Genomic DNA, 14,620 nt, shown 5'->3' with positions numbered 1-14,620 from the left:
TAATTCTGGAAACCCCCTGTCACCCTGCACCGTCACCGCTCTACCATCGGCTTATCCGTAGCAGGCTCCCCTCCGTTTCTGCCCGACGGCTCGTCAGCATGCCGAGTCCCAAGCCCTACGGAGCATCGGGGGATGCACATGAACAGCGTTCCGCAGCACCTGCTGAGTGAGGACCGCCCAGAGTACGAGCGGATCCTCGACGAGGCGCTGCGCTCCGCCCCACACCGTCCGGAACTCGCCGCTGTCGGTCAGCGGCTCAACCCCGAGCAACTGCGCACCATGGCACTCAACGCCACCGCCCTCATCACGGCGGCGGCGACGACCGAGTACCAGCACTATGTGAAGGTTCGCGAGGAACTGCGCCGACCGGCGCCGTCCACCCCTCCCGTCCGCGAAGGATCCACCAACTCATCGGATCCGGGCACGAGCGCGGTGGGGCTCGCCACCACCCTGGGGGAAGTCACGGAGACCGCCGGGGCGGGTGCCGCCGCGGTCGTCGCCGTGCTGGCCCCCGTCCTCGCCGGCACGGCCGCGGCGATATTCCTGCTCGTCGGCTACATCCTGAAGATGCTCGAACCCGAACCGGGCATCGCCCAGACCCTCCTGACCACCGGCTGGGTCTTCGGCGCCATCACCGCGGCCTCGATCCTGGTGGCCGCGGTCGGCCTGCTGCTCGCCGCCCTGCGCAACGGCGCCAGCTCACTGCAGGCCGGCGTGCGGGGCGAACGCAGCGAGGAGGTCGACCGTGCCAGGGAAGCCTGGCACGACGCCCTCCTGGAGCACGGCATCATGCCGTTCCTCAGGGAGGCCCTCACAGCCCCGGGTACCGCGGCCCTCGGCCGTACCGGCTCGCCGGCACCGGCGAACCGGATGCCGCACCTCGGCTACAACCGCCCGGGCTTCAGCAGCCCCGACGGCGGCCCGGCAGCAGGCCCCCGCCCCAGCTATTCGAGCCCGGACTTCAGCAGTCCGGACTTCGGGGGACCGGAGCACGCTCCGGAATAGGGGGCCGACTGCCAAGACTGATCGACGACGGGTATCCGTCGTCGATCTTTTCTTTTCCCCGTTCCGTCGCATATCGCCACGGGACGGGAAACAGGGCCCTCCTGCACATTGGGCCACATAAAACCCATGAATCAGCTCTCCTGCACAGATTCGCAGGTGGGCTTGTTTTATCCGTGTGTGCGAAGCATGCTGAATGCCATGTGGCAATCCATCACGACGCACTTCGCATCCAGGCAGGTGGGATGGCAGCGTTGAGTCAGCAGGCAGTGCGCCTGGCAGCCGACAGGGTCCATGCGGTCGGACCAGGGGCTGCCAGAGACCTGGCACTCCGCCGAGCAGCCCTGAGCGGGGTGTCTGACCGCCTTGAGGCCACTAGCCTACTGACGGACAACATCACCCGCGTCAGGACGGAGACCTCGGTGCCACAGGAAGAGCCCGGATTCCAGCGTGCACGACTGCGTGACCGCCTCAAGAAGGCGAGAGAGAGCGCAGGGCTGAAGCAGCGTGAGGTCGCGGAGCAGCTGGACTGGTCACCCTCAAAGGTGATCCGGATCGAGGCCGGCACCGTCGGTGTGTCGGTCACCGACGTCCGGGTGCTCCTGACCCACTACGGGATCACCGATCCGGAGCAGGTCCAGGCGCTGACCGACATCGCCCGCGAGGCCCGCCGGCCGCCGTGGTGGGCACCCTTCCGTACCTGGGTCACCCAAGAATTCGAAACTTATCTCGGATATGAAAGTTCCGCGTCGATTCTCCGGAGCTTCCAGCCGGATCTTGTACCCGGTCTTCTGCAGACCGAAGAATATGCCCGCGAGGTCCTCATGCGTCTCAACACGGGCGCGGAACGGACCGAACAACTCGTACAGCTTCGCCTTGAGCGGCAGGACCGACTCGTTCATGCGGACGGCCCCGAGCTCTTCTTCATTCTGGACGAGTCGGTGATCCGGAGAACCGTCGGTTCACAGGAGACCATGAAGCGACAGTACGAGAAGTTGCTGGCGGTCAACGAGATGCCGAACGTCACAGTGCTCACCGTTCCGTTCAGCGCGGGACTCTACCGACAGCTCCGAACGACCTACGTCCTCTTCCAGTTCGCTGACGACGAGGACGAAATGGTTGCGTATCTGGAGAACGCGAACGGCGAGGTGATCTTCAGCGAAAAGGCCCTTGGACGCACGTCCCAGCATCGACCGACCGACTACCTCGACGACTTCTGGGAGGTCGAGAGGGAGGTGGCAAACGAGGTGACGCGGGAATTCCTGTTCGGCCAGGAATGACGGCACACAATGGGGAGCCCGTTACGGATAATCCTGGCGACAGGCCCCGCTTCACCCACCACACAGAAATCCGTGCCTTACGACGTACTCGTCAAGGACCCACCGAAGTCCTTCAGCCCGACCAGGAAAGAGCGCCAGGCATATGCAGTGAATCCCAGGGCCGCTCCATCGGGGTCACGTGAGTCGCGCACCGCTACGTCACCGATGAAAGCGACTTCAACACACTCCGCTTGGCCACTGGCCGAGCTCTTTCGCCACCGCACTCCAGCACCATCGAGTCCCATGTAGCCCCCACGTGTTCACCTACGAAAAGTGGCGATGCCGCGGAATTCTGGCATCCAAATCAGTATGGGCGTCGCCACCAGCACTGCCAAGGTGCACACCGGCACCCACTTCATGCCAGTAAATGGAGGCATATACATAATAAACGCAATAAAATGCCAGCCGTGTTGCGCGAACGGCTGGCCGAAAAGAAACGCACTCGTTCCGAATGAACGCAGCAAAAGGGAGCCCTGTGACCCGGCCGGCAAGCTTGAGGTCACGGACTCCCTCGCGCCGAGCACCCTCGTCTGCGAAACCGAAAGGAGCTCTGTCATGGAGTCTACAGACTCCATCCCGGAGGGCTACACACCACACATCACCAGCTCAACGAACTGGAAGCAGTGGGCGCGCGCTGCGGGCGCCAACGTATTCAAGGGAGCTTGCACGGCTCTTGGGGCCGGAGCGGTCTCCCTGTTGATCTGGTGGCTCGAAAGGAAATAGCGCCCCTCTCTCACCACCGACATCACCCGCACGTCGGCACCGGCAGATCACCGAGGTCCTGGAAGGCATCACCCAGGGCCTCGGCTCCGCAGCAGGACGTCTGTTCGGTCGGCCAAAGGTGAATGAATCTGATCGCCGATGCCCGATCGACCACACCAGTGCACTCCTGTGATCGTGGCACCACGCTTTTCTCGATCTGTTCCGCGCGCACGACCTTCCGAGCCCACCTCACCTCGACGGCTTTCTGATCCGCGCTGTACGCGTCGGACCGGCCGGCCTCCGCCCCTCTCGACCGACGCACGGCTGTAGACGTGCACCGATACGAGAGGGAGCCCCGTTCAGTCGGCCAGTGGCAGGTAGACCCGGTTCCCCGCCGCGGCGAACTCCTTGGACTTCTGGAGCATGCCGTCGGCGACCTCCTCGGCCGTCGCACCCGCCGCCGCCGTACCGCCGAACTGCTCGTTGATGTTGTGACTGATCTTCATCGAGCAGAACTTCGGTCCGCACATGGAGCAGAAGTGCGCCGTCTTGGCCGGCTCGGCCGGGAGCGTCTCGTCGTGGAACTCCCGTGCCGTGTCCGGGTCCAGGGCCAGATTGAACTGGTCCTCCCAGCGGAACTCGAAGCGGGCGTCCGACAACGCGTCGTCCCACTCCTGTGCGCCCGGATGTCCCTTGGCGAGGTCCGCCGCATGGGCCGCGATCTTGTAGGTGATGACGCCCGTCTTGACGTCGTCACGGTTGGGCAGGCCCAAGTGTTCCTTGGGCGTGACGTAGCAGAGCATCGCCGTGCCCCACCAGGCGATCATCGCGGCACCGATACCGGAGGTGATGTGGTCGTACGCCGGCGCGATGTCCGTCGTCAGCGGGCCGAGCGTATAGAACGGAGCTTCATCGCAGATCTCCTGCTGAAGGTCGATGTTCTCCTTGATCTTGTGCATCGGGACATGCCCCGGGCCCTCGATCATGGTCTGTACGTTGAAACGCTTCGCGACCTTGTTGAGTTCCCCGAGCGTTCGCAACTCCGCGAACTGCGCCGCGTCATTGGCGTCCGCGATCGAACCGGGCCGCAGGCCGTCGCCGAGCGAGTACGTGACGTCGTACGCGGCGAGGATCTCGCACAGTTCCTCGAAGTGCTCGTACAGGAACGACTCCTTGTGGTGCGCCAAGCACCACGCGGCCATGATCGAGCCGCCGCGCGAGACGATGCCGGTCTTGCGGTTCGCGGTCAGCGGGACGTACGGCAGGCGCACCCCCGCGTGGACGGTCATGTAGTCCACGCCCTGCTCGGCCTGCTCGACGACCGTGTCCTTGTAGATCTCCCAGGTGAGCTCCTCGGCCCGCCCGTCGACCTTCTCCAGCGCCTGGTAGAGGGGGACCGTACCGATGGGCACGGGGGAGTTGCGCAGCACCCACTCCCGCGTGGTGTGGATGTTGCGCCCGGTCGACAGGTCCATGACCGTATCGGCGCCCCAGTGCGTCGCCCAGGTCATCTTCTCGACCTCCTCCTCGATGGAGGAAGTGACCGCGGAATTACCGATGTTGGCGTTGACCTTTACCAGGAACCGCTTCCCGATGATCATCGGCTCGATCTCCGGGTGGTTGACGTTGGCCGGCAGAACGGCCCGCCCTGCCGCGATCTCCTCGCGCACGACCTCGGGCGAAACGTTCTCCCGGATGGCCACGTACTCCATCTCCGGGGTGACCTCGCCCTGCCTCGCATACGCGAGTTGCGTCACCGCCCGCCCGTCGCGGCTCCGGCGGGGCAGACGCGGACGCCCGGGGAAGACGGCGTCGAGGTTACGCAGCCCGCCACGCGGTGAGGTGTGCTTGATCCCGTCGTCCTCGGGGCTCACCGGCCGCCCCGGATACTCCTCGGTGTCGCCACGGCCGATGATCCAGTTGCCGCGCAGGGGAGCCAGACCCCTGCGTACGTCGGTGTCGACGGTCGGATCGGTGTACGGGCCGGAGGTGTCGTACAGGGTGACCGACCGGCCGTTGGTGAGATGCACCTGACGGGCCGGCACCCGCAGGTCGGGGCGCGAGCCCTCGACATACGCCTTGTGCCAGCCGATGGACTTCCCGGTGTCGCTCTTCTCGGTTTCGCCCTTCTCGGGCGAGGCGGCTGCCCCACCGCTGTCGGGCGAAGCAGACACCTCAGCGCCGTCGGCCGGGGCGAGCTCCCCGTTCGACTGGCTGGAGGCAGGCGTGCGTACGTCCTTGTTGGTCATGAGACCTACTCCCTACGCCGGCATTACCCGGTAACAGGTTCAGCGGTCGACGCAGCGTTTCCCGTCCGTCGATGTTCCACGTGAAACATCGCGGATACGGAGGTCAGCGCCCTCTCAGCCCGGTGCTCCGAGCTCCCGCGTGTGCAAAGGTGCCTCCACGCTAGCGTCACAATGGGCGCGGTGAACAGTGGGCCTCTCTCGTTCTTGCGATGATCGGTCGGTGACCACGACGCAGCAGCCCCCACTTCCGCCGTCCGAACCACCCCACGGACACGGCCACGACGGCCATGGTCACGGGGACGGGTCTGGACACGGATCCCAGGGCCCCGGGGGCGGCGGCGGGGGCGACCGACCCGGTGGCGGTGGAGGCGACGGACCCCTCGGCGGTGGGCACGGTCACTCACACAGCCATGGCCCCGCGGCCCCTGTCTCGCTGCACCTGCGCAAGATCATCGCCGCGGTACTGATCCCCTTCGCCGCGGCGGTCGTCGTCGGTCTCGTGGTGCTCTGGCCCGGCGGCGCCCCCGGACACGAGCGCACGGGTGTCGGTTTCGACCGGCAGACCCAGCAGGCCACCGTGACCAAGGTCGACAAGGTCGACTGCAAGTCCGTGAACGCCTCGGGTGAGACTCCGACCGGCGACACCTCGACGGCCGAGGGCTCGTCCGCACAGCAACAGGCCGCGGGCACCTGCAAGAAGGCGACGGTCCGGGTCGACACCGGCAAGGACAAGGGCCGTACCTTCACGGAGATCGTCCAGCCGGACTCCTCACGGCAGTTGAAGCAGGGCCAGGAGGTGATCGTGGCGTACGCGCCCGACGCCCCCAAGGAGCTCCAGTACTCGGTCACTGATGTGAACCGCAAGTTCCCGATGGCGCTGCTCGCCGGTATCTTCGCCCTCGTCGTGGTTGTGGTGGGCCGGATGCGCGGCGTCATGGCGCTGGTCGCGCTGGCCGTCAGCTTCCTGATCCTGACGTTCTTCATCCTGCCCGCGATCCTGCAAGGCTCGAACCCGCTGGTCGTGGCGGTGGTCGGGGCCAGCGCCATCATGCTGATCGCGCTCTACGTGTGTCACGGTCTCTCGGCCCGGACCTCGGTCGCGGTGCTGGGCACCCTGCTGTCCCTGCTGCTGATCGGGCTGCTCGGCTCGCTGTTCATCGACTGGGCCGCGCTGACCGGCAACACCGACGACAACACGGGTCTGATCCACGGGCTCTATCCGTCCATCGACATGAGCGGTCTGCTGCTCGCGGGCGTCATCATCGGTTCGCTCGGTGTGCTCGACGACGTCACGGTGACGCAGACGTCGGCGGTCTGGGAGCTCCATGAAGCCAATCCGACGATGGGCTGGCGAGGGCTGTACCGCGCGGGCATCCGCATCGGCCGCGACCACATCGCGTCCGTCGTCAACACACTCGTCCTCGCCTACGCCGGTGCGGCGCTGCCCCTGCTGCTGCTCTTCTCCATCGCGCAGAGCAGCGTGGGGGCGGTGGCCAACAGCGAGCTCGTGGCCGAGGAAATCGTGCGCACCCTCGTCGGCTCGATCGGCCTGGTCGCCTCGGTGCCGGTGACGACGGCTCTCGCGGCCCTGGTGGTCTCGGCGGACCGCCCGGGCGACGCGGCCCCGGCCCAGCAGACGCAGCCGCAGTCGCAACCACAGCCTCAGAGCGGCCCGAAGGCACCGCTGCGCGGCGGGAGCGGCCGCCGCCGCAAGCACTGAGACCAGCTCGCGGAAACCGACTCGTCACGGAGGCCCGCTCGTCACAGAGACCGGCGAAGGAGAAGCGTTACGGCATCCCGCCACGGGCCGGGGCCGTTGGACCAGCTCTGAGCCCAGCTCCGGGCCCAAGCCCTTGGACCGGGCGCGCCCTTGTTCACCCCGCGCTCTGTTCCTCCGCCAGGATGCGGTCCAAGGCCTCGTCCAGATGCGTGTCGAAGTCGGCAAGGGCGCGCTCTTGACCCAGCGGAACCAACCGGTCCGTACGGTCGAGGAACGCCAGCAGAGGCGCCGTACCGCAGCGGAACAGGGCCTGGTCCACCCCCACCTGAAGCCGGATCAGCACATCACCGAACCCCTCCGTGTCCGAGGGAGCGATGTGCACATCTCCCTCGCCGCACGGGCGGCCCACTCCGTCGATCAACAGCTCCCGGCCGAACGCCCAGGTCACCGGGGCGTCACCGGGCAGGTGGAAGGTCAGACGCACGGCATAGGGATCACACGTCTCGTAACGCAGCTCCACCGGAATGCGGAAGGAAAGCTCCTCCGAGACGACAAAGCTCATCATGACCTCTGCCTGTACTACCGACTCGCGCATCGCCTACCCCGTCGTCTGCCGTCCATGGCCGGGAATCGTTCACCTAAACACTGCTGGCATCTTGCTTAACGTGTACACCAGCTCACAAGGAGTGAGTTTTCAGATGCTGATAGAGAGCGAAAGTCTCCCCAGCAGCCCGCCGATCTCGCTCCGCAATATCTGTGCCGCCGGCAGCAGCCGGTCGGCCTGGTGGGACGGCATGGAGATGGCCACAGCGGCGGCCGTACTGCCCATCGTGATCGGGACCGCGGCACAGACCGTGCCCAGCGCGTACTCCTGACGTTCGATCACGGGCTGCATGCGTCCCGCCGCTTCGAGCCGTCGCATCAGAGTGTGCTCGTCACGCACCGTAGACGGCGTGATGGATCGCACGGGATATCGGTCGAGGTGGTCCCTGCGCGCCTCGGCGTCGAGCTGGGACAGCAGACACTGGCCGATCGCGTGCGCGTGCCCCGTCTCTCGGAAGTCCGCCCACTCCTCGACCGCGGGATTGCCCGGGGTGTCGGCCACGTACTGGACCTCGATCTCCCCATCGCGGTAGACCGCGTAGTAGACAGGGGCACCGATCGAATCGCGCCAGCTTCCGAGCGCGTCGGCAACCGTGCTGCGACGTTTCTGCTGGGCCCCGCTGCTGCTCAGTCGCTCAGCCGCCTCACCGAGGAAGAACAGCCCCTTCTCACGGCGCAGATAGCCCTCGTGCGCCAGGGTGCGCAGCAGGTGGTAGGCCGTGGGGAGGGCGAGCCCGGCCTCGCGGGCCAGTTGCTTCGCAGGCGCCCCGTGCTCGTGACGGGTCACGGACTCCAGAAGACGCATCGCACGCTGTACCGAGCCGATGAGGGTCGTGGGGTGCGGCTCGGAGATGGAAACCTGCGGTCCTGCGGGCGCGGTGTCAACCGTGGCCAAGGGTCACTCCCGAAGCGCGAGGGGGCCGCCCGCGCGGGAATGACACGGGTGGGTTCGGAACGCCGCGCGCGAGGATCAACCCCGCGTCCGGTTCCGGACTTTAACCGTCTGCCACCGATCGCTGACGTCATGCGTCAAAAACTTCCCCCGGCCGAGGGAACTGTCGTTTCGTTCACCGCCGACGAGTTGCCGCCCGGTGGGCCACCGGTTGCCACGGACCGATGACCCGGACAGGGAACAGGCCCGTCCGCGGCCGGCGCCTGCCCCCGCAGGTCGGGCGGACGCCTGTCGCCTGTCGCCCCTGCCACCGCCTACCAGTCGCTCCTCGACGAGGAACTCGACATGAACTTCCGCACGACGTAGATCAGTCCGCCGACCAGCGCCACGAAGACCAGCAGCTTGAAGAGCAGGCCGATCACGAACCCGACGACGCTCGCTATCAGGCCGCCGAACACGACCAGGGCGATGACCGGCACCGCGATCCACTTAACCCACCACGGCATCCCCGCGAAGATCTCTCGCATCGCCCTTGTCCTTGTCTCTCTGCCCGTTTCCGAGTGCTGTCCCTGCCCGTTCCCGCAATGCGTGACGGGTCTCGAATGTCCTGGTCCCAATGCTAGGCGCGGCAGGGGTGCCGACGGGGGCCTCGCACCCCTTGTCCTCCCCTGACCGTTCCCCTAGGGAACCCTGAGGCGGGCGTCAGCTCTCCGGCGGAGAGAAGATCACCAGAACCCGCAGATCCTCGCTGATGTGGTGGAACTTGTGAGCCACTCCCGCGGGCACGTACACGACGCTGCCGCGCGCCACTTGAGTCGTCTCCATGCCGACCGTGATCGCGGCACGGCCGCTCGCGACGAAGTACACCTCGTCCTGACGGTGGGGCTGCTGCGGGTCCTGCGTGCCCGCGTCCAGCGCGTACAGGCCGACCGACATGTTCTTCTCACGCAGGAACTGGAGGTACGCGCCGTCGTTGGCGGCACGCTCCGCCTCCAGTTCGTCCAGCCGGAATGCCTTCATCGCCTTGTCCGCCCCTGCCCCACTGCTCGTATCCGATCTCTTCTGTCACGATCAGACACATGAAGAATTTCGTAGTCAAGACGATCGCCAACGCGGGCGCCCTGGCGGTGGCGGTGTGGCTGCTCGACAAGATCACCCTGACCGGCGACAGCACGGGTAAGGAGGTCGGCACACTGCTCCTCGTCGCGCTGGTCTTCGGACTGGTGAACTTCCTGGTCAAGCCGATCGTGAAGATCCTCACCTTCCCGCTGTTCATCCTCACCCTCGGTCTGATCACGCTGGTGGTCAACGCCCTGATGCTGCTGCTCACCTCGTGGCTGGCGGACAAACTCGACCTGAGCTTCCACGTCGACGGTTTCTGGACCGCCGTCCTGGGTGGTCTGATCATCTCGATCGTCTCCTGGGCACTGAACGTCGTCCTCCCGGACGAGGACTGAGCGGCCCGGATGCCCTATCGCGTGTGCTTCGTATGCACCGGCAACATCTGCCGCTCCCCGATGGCCGAGTCCGTCTTCCGTGCGCGGGTGGCCGAGGCCGGGCTCGACGGCCTGGTCGAGGTGGACAGCGCGGGTACCGACGGCTGGCACGAGGGTGACGGCGCCGACGCTCGCACCGTCTCCGTGCTCCGGACGAACGGCTACGAAACCGGTCATGCTGCCCGCCGGTTCAGGACCGACTGGTTCTCCCGGCTCGACCTGGTGATAGCCCTCGACGCCGGCCACCTCAAGGTCCTGCGCCACCTGGCGCCGACCCCTGCCGACGCCGGGAAGGTCCGGCTGCTGCGCTCGTACGACACCACCGTCAGTGCCAACGCCGGTGTCGGCACCGGCACCGGCCCGGACATCGGCGCCGATCTCGACGTACCGGATCCCTATTACGGTGGCATGGACGGTTTTGAGCAATGTCTTGAGATGGTGGAGGCGGCGAGCCTCGGACTGCTCGCCTCTGTGCGCGAGCAAGTGGAGGGACGGGCGGCATGACGGATTCTTTTGAGGGAGCGGGGGACGGAACGCGCGCCGTGCGGGCGGGACTGCCCGAGCCGGTCAAGCACGAGCCGACCCTCCCGGGCCCGGTCTTCGCCGCCCACTTCCATCTGCCGGGCGACCCCACAGGGCCGTACACCTACGGACGTGACGAGAATCCGACCTGGACCCATCTGGAGCACGCCATCGGCGAGCTGGAGGCGCCGGGGCGGGACGGCGTCGAGACGCTCGTCTTCGCCTCCGGCATGGCCGCCGTCTCAGCCGTCCTCTTCTCCCAGCTGAGCGCCGGGGACACACTCGTGCTCCCCGACGACGGCTACCAGGTCCTGCCGCTCGTACGCGCGCAGCTGGAGACCTACGGCATCGGGGTGCGCACCGCTCCGACCGGCGGGAACGCCCAGCTCGACGTCCTCGACGGGGCGAAGCTGCTGTGGATCGAGACCCCGTCGAACCCGGGGCTCGACGTGTGCGACGTGCGGCGGCTCGTCGAGGCGGCCCACGCGCGCGGCTGCCTCGTCGCGGTCGACAACACCCTGGCGACCCCACTCGGGCAGCGGCCGCTGGAACTGGGCGCCGACTTCTCCGTGGCCAGCGGCACCAAGCAGCTCACCGGGCACGGAGACGTCCTCCTGGGATACGTCGCGGGCGTCGACGGCCCGGCGATGGCCTCCGTACGGCGCTGGCGCAAGATCGTCGGGGCGATCCCGGGGCCCATGGAGGCATGGCTCGCACACCGTTCGCTCGCCACGCTGCAGATGCGCGTGGACCGGCAGAACGCGAGCGCGCTGGTGATCGCCGAAACGCTGCGGGACTGGCCCGAGGAACTCGGGGTCCGCTATCCCGGGCTGCCCGGCGACCCCTCGCACAAGATCGCCTCGCAGCAGATGCGGCGCTTCGGGTGCGTGGTGTCGTTCACGCTGCCCACGCGCGCGCGTGCCGAACGTTTCCTCGACGCGCTGCGGCTGGTGGACGACGCGACGAGCTTCGGCGGGGTGCGGTCGACGGCCGAGCGGCGCGGTCGCTGGGGCGGCGACGCGGTCCCGGAGGGCTTCATCCGCTTCTCGGTCGGTGCGGAGGATCCGGAGGATCTGGTGGCGGACGTCCTGCTGGCGCTCGACGAGTCCGCGAAGTGAGCACTCCCTGAGCACTCCTGAGCGACGCACTCCCTGAGCGACGCACTCTCTGAGTGACCCTCCCTGAGTGACCGGCCGACAGCCGAGCCGCGCGCGACGGACGGTCCGAGCCTCCCCCCTCGTGGCTCGGACCGCCCCGGTTCTGTGCGCTAAGAACCGCGCGCACAAGGCTAGTTGACTCTGTGTCAGTGTCCAATCACGGTAGCGACAGCGACCTATCGACTTATTTATAGTGGGGACCTTCCGGGAAGCTGGAGAAGGAAGGGACGCCATGGACCTGGCCCTGCTACGGACCTTCGTGACCGTGCACCGGGCCGGCTCCTTCACCCGCGCCGCCGCCCTGCTGGGCCTCTCCCAGCCGGCTGTCACCTCACAGATACGCACGCTCGAACGGCAACTGGGCCGCCCTCTGTTCCTGCGCCAGGCCCGCGGGGTGACCCCCACCACCATCGGCGACGAACTCGCCCACAAGGCCGCCCCGCATCTCGACGCCCTGGTGGAGATCGCCGAGACCGGACTCGAAGCGGACTCCTCCCTGCGCACGCTCCACCTCGCCGGGCCGCCGGAGTTCACCGCCGAGCGCGCGCTGCCCGCGCTCACCGAGCTGATCGGCGACGACGGCCAGGGCTTCGCGCTGCGGGCCTCCTTCGGCAATGCGGAGGAGGCACTCGAAGGACTCGCTGCCGGGCATCATGATCTGGCCATCAGCACGGCCCGCCCCCGGGGTTCTCTGCTCACCGCGACTCCGCTCTGCAACGAGGAGCACGTGCTGGTCGCCGCCCCGCGCTGGGTCCCCCACATCGACTCCGACAAGTTGCGGCGCGAGGGCGCGCCCGCGCTGGAGAACCTGCCCGTGGTGGAGGTGCACGAGTCGCTGCCGTTCATCGCCCGCTACTGGGCGTCCGTCTTCGACTCCCTGCCCGCCGCATCGGGCGCCGTCATCGTCCCCGACCTGCGCGCGGTGCTCGCCTGTGCCACCACCGGCGCGGGACTCGCGGTACTGCCGCGCTACCTGTGCGGACCGGCTCTGGAGCGGGGCGCCGTGGTGGCCCTGACCGAACCCGCGGTGCCTCCGCTGCGCACGTACTTCCTGGTGGTACGCACGGGCACCCTGGCCATGCCCCATATCGCGCGGGCACACGAGTGGCTGGTACACGCCGCTGCCGACTGGTCGTGACGCAGATGCTTCGTCTGGTCGGGACGGCGATGTTTCACGTGGAACCAACCGGGCCACATTCCTCCCATGACCGTCCGACCCGTGGTCAAGCGCACCGCCCGGGCCGTCCTGCTGGACGGCGATGACCTGATCCTGATCAAGCGGACCAAGCCCGGCGTCGATCCTTACTGGCTGACGCCCGGCGGCGGGGTCGAGCCGGAGGACACGACTGTCGTCGAAGCGCTCCACCGTGAGGTGGACGAGGAGCTCGGCGCCAAGATCACCGATGTCGTGCCGTGTTTCGTCGACACCGTGGAACACATCGGCGAGGACAGCAGCTCGACCGGCGTGAAGGTGCAGCACTTCTTCGTCTGCCGTCTGGAATCCATGGACCCTGCGCTGCGGCATGGCCCCGAGATCGAGGAACCGTGCGGCGATTACGAGATCGTGCGGATCCCCTTCACCCGGGTGGGCATCGCGTCCGTCCATCTCGTACCGCTGTCGTTGCGGCACTATCTCGACGGGAACATCGAGGGCGTACGGGCGATGCAGGCACCCGACCTGGGCTGACGACTCGTTGTCCGTACCGGCGAGGTCGGTCCCGGCCAGGTCGGACTTGACCAGGTCGGTACCCGCCAGGTCGGTACCGGGGGGGATCAGTACCGGGCGGATCAATCCCGGCCGGATCAGTCGCGGGTCGCGACGAGGTCCTCCACCGAGTCGTGGCGTATCCGTTCCGACGGGATACCGATGTCCCGGAGCGCGTCCACACCGTTACGGATCATGCCGGGAGGGCCCGAAAGATAGGCGTCGTACTCGTTCCACGGGCCGAACTCACGTATCGCGTCCGGGAGCTGGAGGTGCGCCTGCTGGTCGACTATCGGACGCACCGCGAGCCATGAGTGGCTCTGCTGGAGCCGGAGCATGGTGTCGATGTCGTACAGGTCGTGATCGGTTCGGGCGCCGTAGAAGACCTCGACCGGGCGCCTCCGGCCGTGCTCGGCAACGTCCTCGACCAGTGCCTTGATCGGGGCGATGCCGGTGCCGCCGCCCAGGCAGAGCAGTCCGCTGTCGGTCGTGTGGTCGACGGTCATCGAGCCGGCGGGCGGGCCGAGCCTGACGATGTCGCCGGGGCGGGCCCGGTGCACCAGTGCGCTGGAGACCCAGCCCGCCGGAACCGCCTTCACATGGAACGACAGCAGCCCGTCGGACCGGGGTGCCGAGGCGAACGAGTAGTGCCGCCAGACGCGCGGCCACCAAGGCGTCTCCAGGCTCGTGTACTGCCCGGCGAGGAAGGGGTACGGCTGATCGGGTCGGATCGTGACGACGGCGACGTCCGGGGTCCTCAGATCGTGCGAGACCACCTCGGCGTACCACCAGGCCGGGGCGCGCAGTTCGTCCACGGCCGCGGCGTCGATCATGACCTGTGAGATCTTCGTGTACGCCCTGACCCAGGCCGCCTCCGTCTCCCGGTCCCAGACCGTCTCGGCGAACCGGCTGAGCGCGCCGAGGAGACACTCTCCGACGGCCGGATAGTGCTCGGGGCGAGTGCCGTACTTGCGGTGGCCGCGGCCGAGGTTCTGCAGATACGCGACCAGCGTCTCGGTGTTGTCGATGTGCTCGGCCGCGGTCAGTAAGGCCTTGAGCAGTCGGTCTCGCTGGGTGTCCATCGCTGCGGGGAACAAGGAGCGCAGGTCCGGATGACGCACGAAGAGCAACGCGTAGAAGTACGAGGTGACCTTGTCGGCGACGGGCCCCACCTCGGCCATGGTGCGGCGGATGAGGATTGCGTCGGGGGAGGCGGGTCGCGTGGGGGCGGGTCGCGCGGAGGCCGGCCGCTC

16 protein-coding genes are annotated in these 14,620 nt (G+C 67.4%); 8 read left to right on the top strand and 8 right to left on the bottom strand.

All coding sequences use genetic code 11. The annotated features are described in order from the left end of the window. Window positions 1-132 precede the first annotated feature (132 nt). Entirely contained in the window at window positions 133-1,005 is an 873-nt protein-coding gene (locus AOK01_RS18290) for a hypothetical protein (protein WP_055512962.1), read from the top strand. Between the two features lie 350 nt (window positions 1,006-1,355). After that, a complete protein-coding gene (locus AOK01_RS18285) occupies window positions 1,356-2,282 on the top strand; it encodes a helix-turn-helix domain-containing protein (protein WP_157871353.1) in 927 nt (308 codons plus the stop codon). Window positions 2,283-2,359: 77 nt separating this feature from the next. On the opposite strand, the gene AOK01_RS41285 is transcribed toward AOK01_RS18285, so the two are convergent. From AOK01_RS41285 to thiC, 3 genes are all read right to left on the bottom strand, one after another. After that, a complete protein-coding gene (locus AOK01_RS41285) occupies window positions 2,360-2,566 on the bottom strand; it encodes a DUF397 domain-containing protein (RefSeq protein ID WP_079103510.1) in 207 nt (68 codons plus the stop codon). A gap of 15 nt (window positions 2,567-2,581) precedes the next feature. Continuing rightward, entirely contained in the window at window positions 2,582-2,878 is a 297-nt protein-coding gene (locus AOK01_RS18280; RefSeq protein ID WP_157871351.1) for a hypothetical protein, read from the bottom strand. A gap of 504 nt (window positions 2,879-3,382) precedes the next feature. Further along, complete coding sequence (gene thiC / locus AOK01_RS18275) at window positions 3,383-5,272, bottom strand: phosphomethylpyrimidine synthase ThiC (protein ID WP_079103509.1); 1,890 nt, start codon at window positions 5,270-5,272, stop codon at window positions 3,383-3,385. Between the two features lie 220 nt (window positions 5,273-5,492). On the opposite strand from thiC, the gene AOK01_RS18270 reads away from it, so the two are divergent. Beyond that, the gene (locus tag AOK01_RS18270) at window positions 5,493-6,992 is read left to right on the top strand and encodes a YibE/F family protein (protein WP_055512955.1); all 1,500 of its coding nucleotides are present in this window, start codon (window positions 5,493-5,495) and stop codon (window positions 6,990-6,992) included. A 154-nt stretch (window positions 6,993-7,146) separates the two neighbouring features. Here the strand turns inward: AOK01_RS18270 and AOK01_RS18265 are convergent, their stop codons facing one another. The 4 genes from AOK01_RS18265 to AOK01_RS18250 form a co-directional block, all read right to left on the bottom strand. Further along, window positions 7,147-7,587 (bottom strand): SsgA family sporulation/cell division regulator, encoded by a 441-nt coding sequence (locus tag AOK01_RS18265; RefSeq protein WP_055512953.1) that lies wholly within the window; start codon window positions 7,585-7,587, stop codon window positions 7,147-7,149. Between the two features lie 99 nt (window positions 7,588-7,686). Next, window positions 7,687-8,448, bottom strand: coding sequence for an IclR family transcriptional regulator (locus AOK01_RS18260; RefSeq protein ID WP_281181381.1), 762 nt, complete (start codon window positions 8,446-8,448; stop codon window positions 7,687-7,689). 353 nt (window positions 8,449-8,801) lie between these two features. Then, window positions 8,802-9,014 (bottom strand): DUF5326 family protein, encoded by a 213-nt coding sequence (locus tag AOK01_RS18255; protein ID WP_055512951.1) that lies wholly within the window; start codon window positions 9,012-9,014, stop codon window positions 8,802-8,804. A gap of 175 nt (window positions 9,015-9,189) precedes the next feature. After that, window positions 9,190-9,507 carry a cupin domain-containing protein gene (locus AOK01_RS18250; RefSeq protein WP_055512949.1) on the bottom strand — a complete coding sequence of 106 codons (318 nt, stop codon included), beginning with the start codon at window positions 9,505-9,507 and terminating at the stop codon, window positions 9,190-9,192. Between the two features lie 59 nt (window positions 9,508-9,566). Here AOK01_RS18250 and AOK01_RS18245 point away from each other — a divergent pair, with 59 nt between their 5' ends. From AOK01_RS18245 to AOK01_RS18225, 5 genes are all read left to right on the top strand, one after another. Next, window positions 9,567-9,944, top strand: a complete 378-nt coding sequence (locus tag AOK01_RS18245; protein ID WP_055512947.1) for a phage holin family protein — start codon at window positions 9,567-9,569, stop codon at window positions 9,942-9,944. 9 nt (window positions 9,945-9,953) lie between these two features. Further along, window positions 9,954-10,487: a low molecular weight protein-tyrosine-phosphatase gene (locus AOK01_RS18240; protein ID WP_055512944.1), complete on the top strand. Its 534-nt coding sequence runs from the start codon at window positions 9,954-9,956 to the stop codon at window positions 10,485-10,487. Continuing rightward, entirely contained in the window at window positions 10,484-11,623 is a 1,140-nt protein-coding gene (locus tag AOK01_RS18235) for a cystathionine gamma-lyase (protein ID WP_055512942.1), read from the top strand. The genes AOK01_RS18240 and AOK01_RS18235 overlap by 4 nt, the downstream gene beginning before the upstream one ends. Window positions 11,624-11,894: 271 nt before the next feature. Further along, window positions 11,895-12,800 (top strand): LysR family transcriptional regulator, encoded by a 906-nt coding sequence (locus AOK01_RS18230; RefSeq protein WP_055512940.1) that lies wholly within the window; start codon window positions 11,895-11,897, stop codon window positions 12,798-12,800. 66 nt (window positions 12,801-12,866) lie between these two features. After that, complete coding sequence (locus AOK01_RS18225) at window positions 12,867-13,349, top strand: NUDIX domain-containing protein (protein ID WP_055512938.1); 483 nt, start codon at window positions 12,867-12,869, stop codon at window positions 13,347-13,349. 116 nt (window positions 13,350-13,465) lie between these two features. Here the strand turns inward: AOK01_RS18225 and AOK01_RS18220 are convergent. Beyond that, window positions 13,466-14,620 (bottom strand): globin domain-containing protein (locus AOK01_RS18220; protein ID WP_055512936.1); only part of this gene is annotated, 1,155 nt, incomplete at its 5' end.

Source organism: Streptomyces aurantiacus, assembly GCF_001418335.1.
GTDB classification, from domain to species: Bacteria; Actinomycetota; Actinomycetes; order Streptomycetales; family Streptomycetaceae; genus Streptomyces; species Streptomyces aurantiacus.
The sequence above is the reverse complement of the archived record's forward strand: the minus strand, read 5'-3'. Positions and strand labels throughout refer to the sequence as shown.

Excerpts from the sequence above, each read along its gene's own strand:
- AOK01_RS18290 (WP_055512962.1), top strand. The coding sequence starts at position 133 with ATGCACATGAACAGCGTTCCGCAGCACCTGCTGAGTGAGGACCGCCCA.
- AOK01_RS41285 (WP_079103510.1), bottom strand. The coding sequence starts at position 2,566 with ATGGGACTCGATGGTGCTGGAGTGCGGTGGCGAAAGAGCTCGGCCAGT.
- AOK01_RS18280 (WP_157871351.1), bottom strand. The coding sequence starts at position 2,878 with ATGACAGAGCTCCTTTCGGTTTCGCAGACGAGGGTGCTCGGCGCGAGG.
- thiC (WP_079103509.1), bottom strand. The coding sequence starts at position 5,272 with ATGACCAACAAGGACGTACGCACGCCTGCCTCCAGCCAGTCGAACGGG.
- AOK01_RS18265 (WP_055512953.1), bottom strand. The coding sequence starts at position 7,587 with ATGCGCGAGTCGGTAGTACAGGCAGAGGTCATGATGAGCTTTGTCGTC.
- AOK01_RS18255 (WP_055512951.1), bottom strand. The coding sequence starts at position 9,014 with ATGCGAGAGATCTTCGCGGGGATGCCGTGGTGGGTTAAGTGGATCGCG.
- AOK01_RS18250 (WP_055512949.1), bottom strand. The coding sequence starts at position 9,507 with ATGAAGGCATTCCGGCTGGACGAACTGGAGGCGGAGCGTGCCGCCAAC.
- AOK01_RS18245 (WP_055512947.1), top strand. The coding sequence starts at position 9,567 with ATGAAGAATTTCGTAGTCAAGACGATCGCCAACGCGGGCGCCCTGGCG.
- AOK01_RS18240 (WP_055512944.1), top strand. The coding sequence starts at position 9,954 with ATGCCCTATCGCGTGTGCTTCGTATGCACCGGCAACATCTGCCGCTCC.
- AOK01_RS18235 (WP_055512942.1), top strand. The coding sequence starts at position 10,484 with ATGACGGATTCTTTTGAGGGAGCGGGGGACGGAACGCGCGCCGTGCGG.
- AOK01_RS18230 (WP_055512940.1), top strand. The coding sequence starts at position 11,895 with ATGGACCTGGCCCTGCTACGGACCTTCGTGACCGTGCACCGGGCCGGC.
- AOK01_RS18225 (WP_055512938.1), top strand. The coding sequence starts at position 12,867 with ATGACCGTCCGACCCGTGGTCAAGCGCACCGCCCGGGCCGTCCTGCTG.